Source organism: Segatella asaccharophila (genome assembly GCF_054687055.1).
In genome coordinates this window covers 22387-36035 of the sequence record NZ_BAACAN010000020.1, presented here as the reverse complement: position 1 = coordinate 36035, position 13649 = coordinate 22387, and the positions used below count along the sequence as shown (strand labels likewise).

At 47.7% G+C, this 13649-nt stretch carries 11 protein-coding genes; 8 read left to right on the top strand and 3 right to left on the bottom strand.

Annotated features, from left to right (window positions below):
* Positions 1-176 precede the first annotated feature (176 nt).
* The 3 genes from thrA to thrC all read left to right on the top strand — a co-directional run bounded on the left by thrA (position 177) and on the right by thrC (position 5284).
* A complete protein-coding gene (gene thrA / locus ACYRYG_RS10590; protein WP_293416817.1) occupies positions 177-2612 on the top strand; it encodes a bifunctional aspartate kinase/homoserine dehydrogenase I in 2436 nt (811 codons plus the stop codon).
* Positions 2613-2628: 16 nt separating this feature from the next.
* Positions 2629-3891, top strand: coding sequence for a cofactor-independent phosphoglycerate mutase (locus ACYRYG_RS10585; RefSeq protein ID WP_293416820.1), 1263 nt, complete (start codon positions 2629-2631; stop codon positions 3889-3891).
* Between the two features lie 61 nt (positions 3892-3952).
* The gene (gene thrC / locus ACYRYG_RS10580) at positions 3953-5284 is read left to right on the top strand and encodes a threonine synthase (protein ID WP_293432040.1); all 1332 of its coding nucleotides are present in this window, start codon (positions 3953-3955) and stop codon (positions 5282-5284) included.
* Between the two features lie 12 nt (positions 5285-5296).
* Here the strand turns inward: thrC and ACYRYG_RS10575 are convergent, their stop codons facing one another.
* From ACYRYG_RS10575 to ACYRYG_RS10565, 3 genes are all read right to left on the bottom strand, one after another.
* The gene (locus ACYRYG_RS10575) at positions 5297-5449 is read right to left on the bottom strand and encodes a hypothetical protein (RefSeq protein ID WP_293416826.1); all 153 of its coding nucleotides are present in this window, start codon (positions 5447-5449) and stop codon (positions 5297-5299) included.
* A gap of 68 nt (positions 5450-5517) precedes the next feature.
* A complete protein-coding gene (locus ACYRYG_RS10570) occupies positions 5518-6444 on the bottom strand; it encodes an RluA family pseudouridine synthase (protein WP_293422251.1) in 927 nt (308 codons plus the stop codon).
* Positions 6441-7256 carry an HAD family hydrolase gene (locus tag ACYRYG_RS10565; protein ID WP_460198124.1) on the bottom strand — a complete coding sequence of 272 codons (816 nt, stop codon included), beginning with the start codon at positions 7254-7256 and terminating at the stop codon, positions 6441-6443. Before ACYRYG_RS10565 ends, ACYRYG_RS10570 begins: the two co-directional genes overlap by 4 nt.
* Positions 7257-7312: 56 nt before the next feature.
* Between ACYRYG_RS10565 and ACYRYG_RS10560 the strand changes: the two genes are divergently transcribed.
* From ACYRYG_RS10560 to ACYRYG_RS10540, 5 genes are all read left to right on the top strand, one after another.
* Entirely contained in the window at positions 7313-8926 is a 1614-nt protein-coding gene (locus ACYRYG_RS10560; protein WP_460198123.1) for an ABC-F family ATP-binding cassette domain-containing protein, read from the top strand.
* Positions 8927-9021: 95 nt separating this feature from the next.
* Positions 9022-9657 carry a nucleotide exchange factor GrpE gene (locus ACYRYG_RS10555; RefSeq protein ID WP_293416835.1) on the top strand — a complete coding sequence of 212 codons (636 nt, stop codon included), beginning with the start codon at positions 9022-9024 and terminating at the stop codon, positions 9655-9657.
* A gap of 44 nt (positions 9658-9701) precedes the next feature.
* Positions 9702-10868, top strand: coding sequence for a molecular chaperone DnaJ (gene dnaJ, locus ACYRYG_RS10550; protein ID WP_293416838.1), 1167 nt, complete (start codon positions 9702-9704; stop codon positions 10866-10868).
* Between the two features lie 142 nt (positions 10869-11010).
* Positions 11011-12321 (top strand): bifunctional folylpolyglutamate synthase/dihydrofolate synthase, encoded by a 1311-nt coding sequence (locus tag ACYRYG_RS10545; RefSeq protein ID WP_293426431.1) that lies wholly within the window; start codon positions 11011-11013, stop codon positions 12319-12321.
* Between the two features lie 175 nt (positions 12322-12496).
* A complete protein-coding gene (locus ACYRYG_RS10540; protein WP_460198122.1) occupies positions 12497-13585 on the top strand; it encodes an aldose epimerase family protein in 1089 nt (362 codons plus the stop codon).
* Positions 13586-13649 lie beyond the last annotated feature (64 nt).

The following is a 13649-nucleotide window of genomic DNA, read 5'->3' as shown; positions in this document are numbered from 1 at the left end:
GGAAGCCGAAGCGCCTTTCTCCTCCAATAACAGATCAGACCGTCCACAAAAATCATAAATTTATTACCCAATTTTTGGGTGGTCTGATATTTCTTCGTATTTTTGTAACCAAGTTCTGTTCTGGCCTCGCTGGTTTCGAGGAGGACAAGACATTATAATAACTAATTTTCAAGCCAATGAAAGTTCTAAAATTCGGCGGAACATCTGTAGGTTCCGTGAAAAGTATCCTAAGTCTGAAGAAGATCGTAGAGAAAGAGGCCAAGCACCAGCCTGTTATTGTTGTTGTCAGTGCACTCGGTGGAATCACCGACAAATTACTCTCTACGGCACAGTTAGCTCTCAAACATGATAACCAATGGAGGGATGAGTATAATGCGATGGTAGACCGGCATCACACCCTGATAGACACGATCATCACCGATACTCAGAACAGAGAAGATCTGTTCAACACCGTCGACGCCCTTCTCGAACAGTTGAAGAGCATTTATTTTGGAGTCTACCTCATCCATGACCTCAGCGAGAAAACCAAGAATGCCATTGTCTCTTATGGAGAACGGTTATCCAGTAAAATCGTAGCCACCCTGATCAGAGGATCAAGATGGTTTGATTCCCGCGAATTCATCAAAACCGTCCGGAAGAACGGCAAGGACATGCTTGACTCGGAGTTAACCACAGGACTGGTCAAGAGCACATTCAGGGACCTTCCACGCATCTCCCTGATACCCGGATTCATCAGCAAGGACCGCGACACTGACGAGACGACGAACCTCGGGCGAGGAGGAAGTGACTATACCGCAGCCATTCTCGCCGGTGTCATGGGGGCTGAAGTACTGGAAATATGGACAGATGTCAACGGGTTCATGACCGCTGACCCGAAGGTCATCAAGACAGCCTATACGATCAATGAACTGAACTACGTAGAGGCCATGGAACTCTGCAACTTCGGTGCCAAGGTTATCTATCCGCCAACGATCTACCCGGTATGCATCAAGAATATTCCCATCAAGGTGAAGAACACCTTCAACCCCGCCAATCCTGGAACGATCATTAAAAGTAAAATAGAAGATGACAATAAACCCATCAAGGGGATTTCGTCCATCAGCGGTACGGCACTGATTACGGTAAGCGGATTGAGTATGGTAGGGGTGATCGGAGTCAACCGACGGATATTCACGGCACTGGCAAACAAGGGGATCTCCGTGTTCATGGTCAGTCAGGCCTCTTCCGAAAACTCCACCTCCATCGGAGTCCGGGAGGCAGACGCGCCGGAGGCCGTAAATGTGCTCAACAAAGAATTTGCTGCTGAGATCTCAGACGGAGAGATGTTCCCAATGCATGCCGAATGCGGGCTGGCCACTATTGCTATCGTAGGAGAGAACATGAAGCATACGCCGGGGATTGCCGGAAAACTTTTCGGTACCCTGGGGCGTTCCGGTATTTCGGTCATCGCCTGTGCCCAGGGGGCTTCAGAAACCAACATCTCTTTCGTCGTAAAGAGTGATTCCCTGAGAAAGAGCCTCAATGTACTGCATGACTCTTTCTTCCTCTCAGAATATAAGGAACTCAACCTTTTCATCTGCGGAGTAGGTACGGTAGGCGGAAAACTCATTGAGCAGATCAGAAATCAGTATAATGCACTCAAGGAACGCAGCAGGCTTAAGCTGACGGTCGTCGGCATTGCCAGTTCACATAATGCGATCTATGACCGGGACGGCCTGAACCTGGAGAATTTCCGGGAGCAGTTAAAGTCATCCCAGCCCAGTGATCCTAAGAAACTGTGCGATAATATCATCGGCATGAATATTTTCAACTCTGTGTTTGTAGATTGTACGGCCAGCAAGGATATTGCCGATCTCTACCAGACCTTGCTGGAACATAACATTTCCGTTGTGGCTGCCAATAAAATCGCTGCCTCAGATCAATATGATAAATATGTCAAACTCAAGCATACGGCCCTGACCAGAGGGGTCAAGTTCCGTTTCGAGACCAATGTCGGTGCAGGACTTCCCATCATCGGCACCATCAATGACCTGCGTAATTCAGGAGATAAGATCTTGAAGATCGAAGCAGTCCTCAGCGGGACACTCAACTTTATCTTCAATGAGATCTCTGCAGACGTCCCCTTCTCGGAAACGGTCCGCCGTGCAAAGCAAGAAGGGTACTCCGAACCGGATCCCCGGATAGACCTGAGCGGTGTAGATGTTATCAGGAAACTGGTGATCCTGACCAGGGAAGCAGGTTATCGCGTAGAACAGTCCGATGTGGAGAAACACCTTTTCATCCCCCCATCCTATTTCGAAGGAACGCTGGAGAATTTCTGGGAAAAATTACCCGATCTCGATGCAGGCTTTGAACGGAAACGCAAGCAACTGGAAAAAGAGGGGAAGCGATGGCGCTTCGTAGCTTCGATGGAAGGGGGCAGGACCAGCGTGGAACTGAAATCTATTGGCAAGAACCATCCTTTCTATAATCTGGAAGGAAGCAACAATATCGTTCTCCTCACAACAGAACGCTATAAAGAATATCCGATGCTCATCCAGGGGTACGGTGCCGGGGCAAGCGTAACGGCTGCCGGTGTATTCGCCAACGTGATGAGTATCGCCAACATCTGATCAAACTGATTTTCAAATGAAACATATTATTATATTAGGTGACGGAATGGCCGACCATCCTGTACAAAGACTGGGCGGAAAAACACTATTACAGTATGCTCAAACCCCTTATATGGATTTGCTGGCTAAACAAGGTAAGACAGGCAGGTTGATAACGGTCCCGAACGGATTCTATCCGGGATCAGAGGTTGCCAACACAGCCATATTGGGTTATGACCTGAACCAGGTATACGAAGGACGGGGGCCTCTCGAGGCAGCCAGCATCGGTTATCAGATGGCTCCCGAAGATATGGCGATGCGTTGCAATTTCATCTACCTTGCTGATGGTAAAATCATTACCCATAATGGGGGGAACCTACAGACAAAAGACGGTGATGTGCTCGTGAAATATCTGGATGACAAACTCGGCAATGAGCAAGTCCACTTTATGACCGGTATCCAATACCGCCATCTCCTGATCATTAAATATGGCAGCAAGCACCTGGTATGTGCCCCCCCTCATGACCATCCGAACGAAGAATGGCGGCCCCTTCTCATCCAGCCGGAAAAGGGTTGGGAGGATGTACATGAACCGATCAGCGGTACAGACAAAACCAGGATGACCGCCCGCGAGACAGCCGACCTGCTGAATGACCTTATTCTCAAGAGCCAGGACCTTCTGGAAGAACATCCCTATAACAGGAAACGGGCCGCAGAAGGGCTGCGCCAGGCTAATTCCATCTGGCCCTGGGGGGGCGGTTATCACCCGAAGATGAAAACCCTCATGCAACTCTATCCTGAGATTAAAACAGGCAGTGTCATCTCGGCCGTGGACCTGATCCGCGGGATCGGTCATTATGCAGGACTGGACATCATCAAGGTTCCCGGCGCTACAGGGCTGGCAAACACCAACTATGAAGGCAAGGCAAAGGCTGCCATCAACGCATTGAAGAAACAGGATTTTGTCTATCTCCACCTGGAGGCAACCGATGAAGCAGGACATGACGGAAACCTTGACCTGAAGATCAAAGCTATCCAATATCTGGACCACCGCATCGTAGAACCTATCTATAAGGAAATATCATCCTGGAAAGAGCCGGTCTGCATAGCCGTCCTCCCGGATCACCCTACTCCCGTAGAGATCCGCACCCATGTCAAGGAGGCGGTACCTTTCCTCATCTGGTATCCCGGAATCAAACCCGATTCGGTACAACAATATGATGAGGTGAGCTGTGTATCCGGAGAATATGGCTTGCTCCGCCTCAACGAGTTTATGAACACCTTCATGTCATACGAATAGAAGCACTGCACAATAACGTGACGAACGGAAGGATGTAAAAAGAAACATAAAACCTATAAGTATGAAATATTACAGTACGAACAAGAAAGCACCTTCAGTCTCCCTTCGTGAGGCCGTCATCAAAGGGCTTGCTCCCGACGGAGGGCTCTATATGCCGGAAAAGATCAAACATCTGGTAGATGACTTTTTCGAGAACATGGATAAGATGTTCCTGCCGGAGATTGTCTTGACCGTAGCAAACGCCTTCTTCGGAGAGGATGTCAATGCAGAATCCCTGGAGAAGATCGTTTATGATACTTTGTCATTCAAGATCCCGACCGTAAAAGTTGAAGACCATATTTATTCCCTGGAACTCTTCCATGGTCCCACCATGGCTTTCAAGGATGTCGGCGCACGCTTTATGGCACGTCTGCTGGAGTACTTCGTCCACCAGAGCGGAGACAAGGACATCAATGTTCTCGTGGCCACGTCCGGTGACACCGGTTCAGCTGTAGCTAATGGCTTTCTCGGTGTCAAGGGTGTTCATGTCTATGTACTCTATCCCAAAGGAAAAGTCAGCAAGATTCAGGAGAGCCAGTTTACGACCCTCGGGCAGAACATTACTGCCCTGGAAGTCAACGGCACCTTTGATGACTGCCAGGCTATGGTAAAAGCTGCCTTTATGGATCAGGAGCTTAACGAGCACCTGTTGCTCACCTCAGCCAACAGCATCAATGTCGCCCGCTTCCTGCCACAGGCCTTTTATTACTTCCTCGGTTATGCACAGTTGAAGAAAAGGGGGGTCATACGGTTAGAGAAAGAAGGTGGCAAGATCAACTCTAACCTGGTGGTCTGCGTACCTTCAGGTAATTTCGGGAACCTCACCGCAGGGTTGTTCAGCAAGAGGATGGGACTGCCTATCAAGCGTTTCATTGCAGCCAACAATGCCAATGACATCTTTTATAAATATCTGAAAACGGGCAAATACAATCCTAAGCCCTCCAAGCAGACCATTGCCAATGCCATGGACGTAGGTAATCCCAGCAACTTTGCCCGCATCCTTGACCTTTATGAACACTCCCATCAAGCCATCGTGCAAGACATCAGCGGAGCCACCTACAAGGACAACCAGATCCGCGAGACCATCAAGGACTGTTATCAAAAGAACGGATATATTCTGGATCCACACGGCTGCTGTGGCTACCGGGCATTGAAAGAAGGGCTGAAACCCGGAGAGGCAGGAGTCTTTCTGGAAACAGCAGATCCGGCCAAATTCAAAGAGAAGGTGGATGCTGTCATCGGAGGAGACATAGACATCCCAGAAAGACTGGAAAAATTCATCCATGGGAAGAAGCAGAGTATCCCCATGGAAAATGATTTCCAGGTATTCAAGGCTTTTCTGATGGACAAGTAATCTAAAAACAGATTACCTGATATACGTAAAATAAAGAAATGCCAGAAGGACGACCAAGGCGATCATCACGACGGACTTGATCAGACAACTGGCTACTTTCTTCAAGACCAGAAAGGCAACGATGAGAACGATGAGTGCAAAAATGTAGTAAGCGAACGGATGCATAGTCGGTGTATTTAAATCATCTTTGATTCAGTGGATAAAAAGGCCCGGTCCCCAGGGCAATGATCCTGTCAGCCACGTTCCCTTCCATAAGAAGGTTCACCGGGCCTGAACAACTGGCGGAAACTGTAAGGTATGGGGACCTTAAATTCCATACGTTCCCCCGTGACCGGATGGTAAAAGCACAAGATGTAAGCATGAAGGCAAAGCCGGTGACAGGGATCATCGCCATTGCCATATTTAGGATCACCGCAGACGGGGTGCCCCATATCTGCAGCATGTACCCGTATCTGGTTTTTCCGTCCCGTCTCAAGGCGGAATTCCACCAGAGAGTAATGGTCGCTCCGGTCCAGGACGTGATAATGGGTCACGGCATATTTCCCGCCGTTATCAACAGATGAAGAAACCGTGGTATAAGCAGCATCTTCCGTCAGCCAGCTCGTCAGGGTGCCACTATCCTTTTCCATCACACCGCTCAGTACCGCTACATAGCGACGGTCATAAACCGTCTGATGCCAGTTTTTCTCCAGTTGCATGGCGATCTGTACATCTTTGGCATAGATCATGAGACCACTGGTGTCCCTGTCGAGGCGATGGACCACATGAGCATGGCATTTCTGCCTGTTATCATGGAAATATTTATCCAGAACAGTTTTCACATTCAAGGAAGAGTGCCCCGCAGCCATGGAAAGTATGCCGGTATTTTTCTCAATCACGATCACATAAGGGTCCTCATAGACCACCCTGATAAATGGATTCTGAGGTGTCCTGACCTGCTTAGACCTGGACACACCCACCCTCATCCCCGGGAGAAGCGGATAGTCGAATCTCGTTATCGTCTTACCGTCAACGGTGATGCCCTGTCCCTTCAGTGTCTCCTTGATTTTTGTTTTACTCTGGCCTTTGATATTCTCCAGAAGCCAGGCCAGCAGAGGAGCCGGCTTGCTCACCTGATAAACCGTATAATGATCTTCGTCTTTAAAATGTCTGTTGTTCATTCTTTACCTTTCAAGAGTTCCGGTATCTGCCCGAAATCGTCAACGATCATATCTGCTCCCGCCCCTTCAAGTTCATTCCTGTATCCATTGCCATAGGTCACGCCACAAGTCCTTGCTCCGGCCCGCTTTCCCATGAGAATATCAAACTTAGTATCCCCTACCACCAAGGCTTCCTGAGGATCCACAGAAAAGGTGCGGAGTATTTTCTGTACCGGGTACGGATCAGGCTTGGACCGCTGGACATCATCAGCACCTAAGATGCAAGAAATATATGATTTCAGATGCATCTCCTCAACAAAGGCCTCAAGAGAAGCATGCCCCCGACTGCTGGCCAGCGTAATGATCATCCCTTTGTGATAAAAAAAGCGGATGCTCTCCAGGACATGCGGAAATACCGGCACACTGCCAGGATGGTTGCTGACCGAAAAGATACGACGATAAACCGTTGCACACTGCTTTGCCACCGCTGGATCCGAAGAATGCAGGACTTCCAGGAAGCATTGCTCCAGAGGCAATCCGATTGTCCGAGAGCATTCTTCCGCCGAACATACCGGAAGATCCAGTTCCCTTAACGTACTCTGCATCGTACTGGTGATCAGAGAATTGGTATTTCCGATCGTTCCATCAAAATCTAAAATCAAAAGTTTCATGTCATTATTTCTATTCAGGGCACATCCGCCATCAAAGTTTACGCATTCCCAGCCCTTCACAATCCTGTTGTCCTGAAAGACTATTTTTTCAGCCCTATCAATGACCTGCATGCCGTATATTTCCCCACAAAAGTACAAAAGAAATCCTAAACATACAGGCATCTCGATTCTTTTTTATACCTTTGTACACAAATTATTATACAATAAGGTATTAGAAAATGATTATAATAACAAATCTTGCCATCCAATTTGGAAAGAGAGTGCTCTACAAGGACGTCAACCTTAAATTTACTCACGGCAACATCTACGGTATCATCGGCGCCAACGGTGCAGGTAAGTCTACGCTCCTCCGCGCCATCAGCGGAGACCTTGAGCCCAATAAGGGGACCATTGAAATGGGGCCGGGAGAACGGCTCTCCGTCTTGGAGCAGGACCATTTCAAATATGATGATTACCGTGTCCTCGACACCGTGTTGATGGGACATCAACCGCTATGGAAGAACATGAAAGAGCGGGAGGCTTTATACGCGAAAGCAGAAATGACAGATGCTGAAGGCAACCGTGCGGGAGAACTTGAGGAAAAATTTGCCGAGATGAACGGCTGGTCCGCAGAGTCAGATGCCGCCCAACTCTTACAGGACCTGGGTATTCCGGAAAAATACCATAATGAAAATATGAAGGAGCTTTCCAACAATCAGAAAGTACGGGTCATGCTGGCCAAGGCCCTCTTCGGCAAGCCGGAGAACCTGCTGCTGGATGAGCCTACCAATGATCTGGACCTGGACACCGTAGAATGGCTTGAAGATTATCTCGGGGAAGTGGAGCAAACGGTCCTGGTCGTCAGCCATGACCGCCATTTCCTGGATGCCGTATCTACACAGACCGTAGATATAGACTACGGGAAGATCACCATGTTCGCCGGCAACTATTCTTTCTGGTACGAGAGCTCACAGTTGGCTTTAAGGCAGGCCCAGAACCAGAGGATGAAAGCAGAAGAGAAGAAAAAACAACTGGAAGAGTTTATCCGCCGCTTTTCTGCCAATGCCTCCAAAAGCCGGCAGACCACGTCACGGAAGAAGATGCTGTCCAAGATCAATATAGAAGAGATCCGTCCTTCCAGCCGGAAATATCCCGGCATTATCTTTGAGATGGAACGTGAGCCAGGGACACAGATCCTGGAGGCAGAAGGTCTGAAAGCTGTAGATGAGGATGGAACGGTACTCTTTGATAATATCAATTTCACCGTAGAGAAGGGGCAGAAAATCATATTCCTGTCACATAATCCCAGAGCGATGACTACCCTGTTTGAAATCATCAGCGGTAACCGCAAGCCTGATGCCGGTTCATATAAATGGGGCGTAACGATCACCACGGCCTATCTCGCTCTGGACAATACCACCTTCTTCCAAAGTGACAAGAACCTTGTGGAATGGCTGAGTCAATACGGTCCGGGGAATGAAGTCCAGATGAAAGCTTATCTGGGCAGGATGCTCTTTTCAGGTGAAGAGATCCTGAAACAAGTCAATGTCCTCTCGGGAGGAGAAAAGATGCGTTGCATGATTGCCAGGATGCAATTACAAAAAGCCAACTGTCTTATCCTGGACACACCTACCAACCACCTTGATCTGGAAAGTATCCAGGCTTTCAACAATAATCTGATCACTTTCAAAGGAAATGTACTCTTCTCCAGCCACGACCATGAGTTCATCGAAACGGTAGCTAACCGGATTATCGAACTTACGCCTAAAGGAACTATTGACAAGCAGATGCCTTACAATGAGTATATTCACGATGAAGAGATCAAAGCCTTGAAAGAGAAGATGTATTCTTGAGTTGGCACAGATTTTGCTTGACCCTTGAAAGAGAAAGCGGAAGAAAAGAGCTGGCTTCCCCTCGCATCAAGAAGATCACTTTAACTTAAAGAACTATGGCAGAAAAAGAAAACGAAGAAAAGAAGATAAATCGTCAGGACAGTGAGTCTGAAAAGAAAGGAACACCTAAGGAAGAAACTGACAAAAAGGAGAAGAAAGATTCTCAAAAAGACGAAAAGTCAGAAAAAACTGACGAAAAGTCAGAAAAGGTATCCGATAAGGACAAAGAGCCAAAAGAAGAGAAGAAAGACCCGTTAAAAGAGGCCCAGGAGCAAATAGGACAGCTGAAGGATAAATACCTGCGTTCCGTGGCAGAATTTGACAACTACAGGAAGCGCACCCTCAAAGAAAAGGCAGACCTGATCCTGAATGGAGGAGAGAAGACCATCACCGCCATTCTTCCGGTCATGGATGATTTTGAACGTGCCCTGGCCAGTAAGAGCAATGAGCCCAAGGCCATCAAGGACGGGATGAACCTGATTTACAAGAAATTCCAGAAAGCCCTGGCCGGGTTAGGTGTCAAGGAAATAGACACGAAAGACAAGGACTTTGATACAACCTACATGGAAGCTGTGGCCATGGTTCCAGGTATGGGCGACAAGAAGAAGGGAAAAGTCATTGACTGTGTCCAGACAGGTTATACGTTGAATGATAAGGTAATCCGGCACGCCAAAGTAGCTGTAGGCCAATAAAGAAGACGAAGGCTTCAATTGCAATTGCAAAATAATTTTACATCATGGCAGAAAAAAGAGATTACTACGAAGTGCTCGGTGTCGACAAGAACGCTTCGGAGGATGAGATCAAGATAGCATACAGAAAATTAGCCATCAAATATCACCCGGACCGTAATCCGGGAAATAAAGAGGCAGAAGAGAAATTCAAAGAGGCTGCTGAAGCCTATAGTGTGCTCCATGATCCGGATAAACGCCGCCAGTATGATCAGTTTGGGTTCAATGGTCCTCAAGGTGATTTCGGAGGCTTCGGAGGAGGAGGCATGAACATGGACGATATTTTCTCCATGTTCGGTGACATCTTCGGAGGACACGGTTTCGGAGGCTTCGGCAGTAGTGGTTTCAGCGGTGGAGGAAGCAGGACACGTCCTCAGTTCAGAGGATCAGACCTTCGGCTGACCGTCCACCTCACCCTTCAGGAGATAGCGGAAGGAGTGACCAAGAAATTCAAGGTGCGTAAGTACATCACTTGTCCGAGTTGTCACGGTACCGGTTGTGAAGGAGGCACCAGCCCGGAGACCTGTCCGACCTGCCATGGAACGGGCTATACGATAAAAACCGTACATTCCGTTTTCGGACTGATGCAGACACAGGCCGCCTGCCCTACTTGTCACGGGGAAGGTACGATCATCAAGAACAAGTGCAAGAGATGCAACGGTGAAGGTGTGGTCAGTGGTGAGGAAGTCGTAGAAATCAATATCCCGGCAGGCGTAGCCGACGGCATGGTGCTCAATGTGCCCGGAAAAGGAAATGCAGGACGTCATAATGGCGTCAATGGCAACATCCAGGTGATCATCAAGGAGGAGCCGGACAACACTTTCATCCGCAATGGCCAAGATCTTTATTATAATCTACTTCTGGACCTTCCGACAGCTATCTTGGGAGGGAATGTGGATATTCCCACTGTCGGTGGTTCCAAAATATCACTTAAAATTGATTCCGGAACGCAGCCAGGCAGGCAGGTCCGGCTGAGAGGGAAGGGACTGCCTGCAGTCCAGGGATATGGACATGGTATGGGAGACATCATTGTCAACATCAGTGTCTACATTCCCAAGACACTTACAAAAGATGAAAAACAGGCCGTGGAAGTATTCAGGAATAGTGACAATTTCAAGTCCTCCAATGTAGATAAGAAATCTGTTTTTGAACATATCAAGAATCTGTTCAGTTAATCAGGTCCCCGACGCAATTACGCCTGTCGCAGTTGCATCGGGGTGGTCTTTATATTATCCGTCATATCCAGTGAATGACCTGCAATTCATTCAGGGAGATGACTTAATGCAACAGCAGGTAAGCTGTTCTTATTTTTGAGCAATGGATTATCAGCAAACCGTAAAATATCTTTTCAACAGCACCCCTGTTTTTGAAAAAGTGGGTGCACCGGCATATAAAGCCGGACTGGAGAATTCTCTGGCCTTAGATCAGCATTTCAATCATCCCCATACGCATTTTCTTACTATCCACATCGCCGGGACCAACGGCAAAGGTTCATGCTCCCATACCCTGGCGGCCATCCTCCAGGCAGATGGATACAAAGTAGGACTGTACACCTCTCCTCATCTCGTAGACTTCCGCGAAAGAATCCGGGTCAACGGCCAGCCTGTCAGTGAGAAATATGTCGTAGACTTTGTAGAGCAGAACCGAGATTTCTTTGAACCCCTTCATCCCTCATTTTTTGAACTGACCACCGCGATGGCTTTCAAATACTTTGCCGACCAGAAAGTGGATATAGCCGTCATCGAAGTCGGACTGGGAGGACGGCTGGACTGTACCAATATCATTACTCCCATCCTGTCCATTATCACGAATATCAGTTTCGACCATACCCAATTCCTGGGTCATACCCTGGCAAAGATCGCAGGAGAAAAGGCAGGGATCATCAAAAATGGAGTACCGGTGATTATCGGTGAGGCGGTGCCTGAAACGCGGATTGTCTTCGAATCAAAAGCCCAGGAGATGCAAGCCCAGGATGTCTACGCAGAAGATATACCTGCAGTTCTATCCTCAAAGGCCTGCGCAGATGGCGGCAGGATCTATGAGACACGCTATTTTGGAAAGATCAAAGGCGAACTTGGCGGAATCTATCAAGACAAGAATGCCAATACCATTCTGACGGCGGCCATCCAACTCCTGAACAGGAATATAATCCGTAATGCTGACAGTGTATCAAAAGGGTTCGCACAAGTATGTGAAATGACCGGATTAAGGGGCCGCTGGGAGCGGTTGAGGAAAGAACCGCTCGTCATCTGTGACACAGGTCACAATGTGGGAGGATGGCAGTATCTCGGCAGGCAGATCGCATCACAACCCTGCAGACAGCGGCGGATCGTTTTCGGAATGGTGAATGACAAGGATATCAATACCGTCATGGGCATGTTACCCAAAGATGGGATATATTATTGGACGCAACCCAGTTGTGAACGGGCTTTTCCAGTATCGAAAGTCGTAGAGACCGCAAAGGCCCATGAACTCCAGGGAAGGGCTTTTTCCTCAGTAGGAGAAGCATACGAAAAAGCACTGGAAGAGGCCGGTAAAGAAGATTTTATCTTCGTGGGCGGATCCAGTTATGTAGTAGCAGATCTTCTTAAAGAAATTCCATTTCAAAAAGCATCATCAGTTCACTGATGATGACATTTTGATTACAAACTTCTGTCATTTTACTGACGAGTTTTTTTATAACAGGGAATTATTAAAGACTTTTAACTCTGAATCAAAGGATTTTCCATCAATATAATTTGCTGTTTCCGTGATTTTTTACTTACTTTGCATATATATTTGTAACTAAAAACTTAACGATATTATGAGCACAGCAGAAACGGAAAATATCTGCGGCCTGAAAAGAGGAAATTTTCAGGCCACGATTCACGGCAAAAAGACAGACCTCTTTATCTTGCAGAACAAGCAAGGCAATGAGGTGGCTTTCACGAATTACGGAGGTGCTCTGGTGGCAATCATGGTACCGGACAGGAATGGCAAATTAGGAAATGTCATTCAAGGCCACGATAACATAAACGATGTGATCCACTCTCCGGAACCTTTTCTGAGTACGTTGATCGGCCGCTATGGTAACCGTATCTGCAAGGGGAAATTCACCCTGCATGGCAAGGAATACCAACTGGCTGTCAACAATGGTCCCAATGCCCTGCACGGTGGCCCGACAGGGTTTCATTCTAGAGTATGGGATGTACAGAGGATCAGCGATCAGGCAGCCGTCCTGAAATACAACAGTTCTTATGGCGAGGAGGGCTTCAGAGGTGAACTGGACGTATGGGTAGCCTATACTTTTACGGATGACAATGAGCTCATCATCAAATATTTAGCCAAGACGAACAAGAAGACTATTATCAACCTCACCCATCATGGTTTCTATTCACTGGCAGGCATAGCCAATCCCACCCCTACCGTCGATCCTATCATCTGTCAGATCAATGCAGACTATTATCTCCCTATTGACGACACTTCCATCCCCACAGGGGAAATCAGGTTCGTCAAGGATACCCCCTTTGATTTCCGTACCCCAAAGCCGATAGGACAGGACATCAACGCAGAAGATGAACAAATTAAAAACGGTGCCGGATATGACCACTGCTATGTGCTCAACAAGAAGGAAGAAGGCGAACTGAGTTTCGCGGCCAAAGTCATAGAGCCGGTGAGCGGCAGGACCATGGAGGTCTATACGACAGAACCTGGTATGCAGTTTTATACAGATAATTGGGCAGATGGCTATAAAGGGCAGAATGGAGCGACATTCCCTCGACGCTCAGCCATCAGTTTTGAAGCCCAGCATTTCCCGGATACACCTAATCACCCCTATTTTCCATCTGTGGAATTGACTCCCGGAGAAGAGTATCATCAAAAAACCATCTATAAATTCGGTATAGAGAAGTAATCCACGAAGAATTAGTCTCCGTAATATTCATAAAAGAAGAAGAAGATAATCAACAAAATCATAA

What these genes read in the sequence shown, in the direction of transcription:
- ACYRYG_RS10560 (WP_460198123.1), top strand. Translation starts at nt 7,313, where the DNA reads ATGATTATAATAACAAATCTTGCCATCCAATTTGGAAAGAGAGTGCTC.
- ACYRYG_RS10565 (WP_460198124.1), bottom strand. Translation starts at nt 7,256, where the DNA reads ATGCCTGTATGTTTAGGATTTCTTTTGTACTTTTGTGGGGAAATATAC.
- thrC (WP_293432040.1), top strand. Translation starts at nt 3,953, where the DNA reads ATGAAATATTACAGTACGAACAAGAAAGCACCTTCAGTCTCCCTTCGT.
- thrA (WP_293416817.1), top strand. Translation starts at nt 177, where the DNA reads ATGAAAGTTCTAAAATTCGGCGGAACATCTGTAGGTTCCGTGAAAAGT.
- ACYRYG_RS10570 (WP_293422251.1), bottom strand. Translation starts at nt 6,444, where the DNA reads ATGAACAACAGACATTTTAAAGACGAAGATCATTATACGGTTTATCAG.
- ACYRYG_RS10555 (WP_293416835.1), top strand. Translation starts at nt 9,022, where the DNA reads ATGGCAGAAAAAGAAAACGAAGAAAAGAAGATAAATCGTCAGGACAGT.
- dnaJ (WP_293416838.1), top strand. Translation starts at nt 9,702, where the DNA reads ATGGCAGAAAAAAGAGATTACTACGAAGTGCTCGGTGTCGACAAGAAC.
- ACYRYG_RS10585 (WP_293416820.1), top strand. Translation starts at nt 2,629, where the DNA reads ATGAAACATATTATTATATTAGGTGACGGAATGGCCGACCATCCTGTA.
- ACYRYG_RS10575 (WP_293416826.1), bottom strand. Translation starts at nt 5,449, where the DNA reads ATGCATCCGTTCGCTTACTACATTTTTGCACTCATCGTTCTCATCGTT.
- ACYRYG_RS10545 (WP_293426431.1), top strand. Translation starts at nt 11,011, where the DNA reads ATGGATTATCAGCAAACCGTAAAATATCTTTTCAACAGCACCCCTGTT.
- ACYRYG_RS10540 (WP_460198122.1), top strand. Translation starts at nt 12,497, where the DNA reads ATGAGCACAGCAGAAACGGAAAATATCTGCGGCCTGAAAAGAGGAAAT.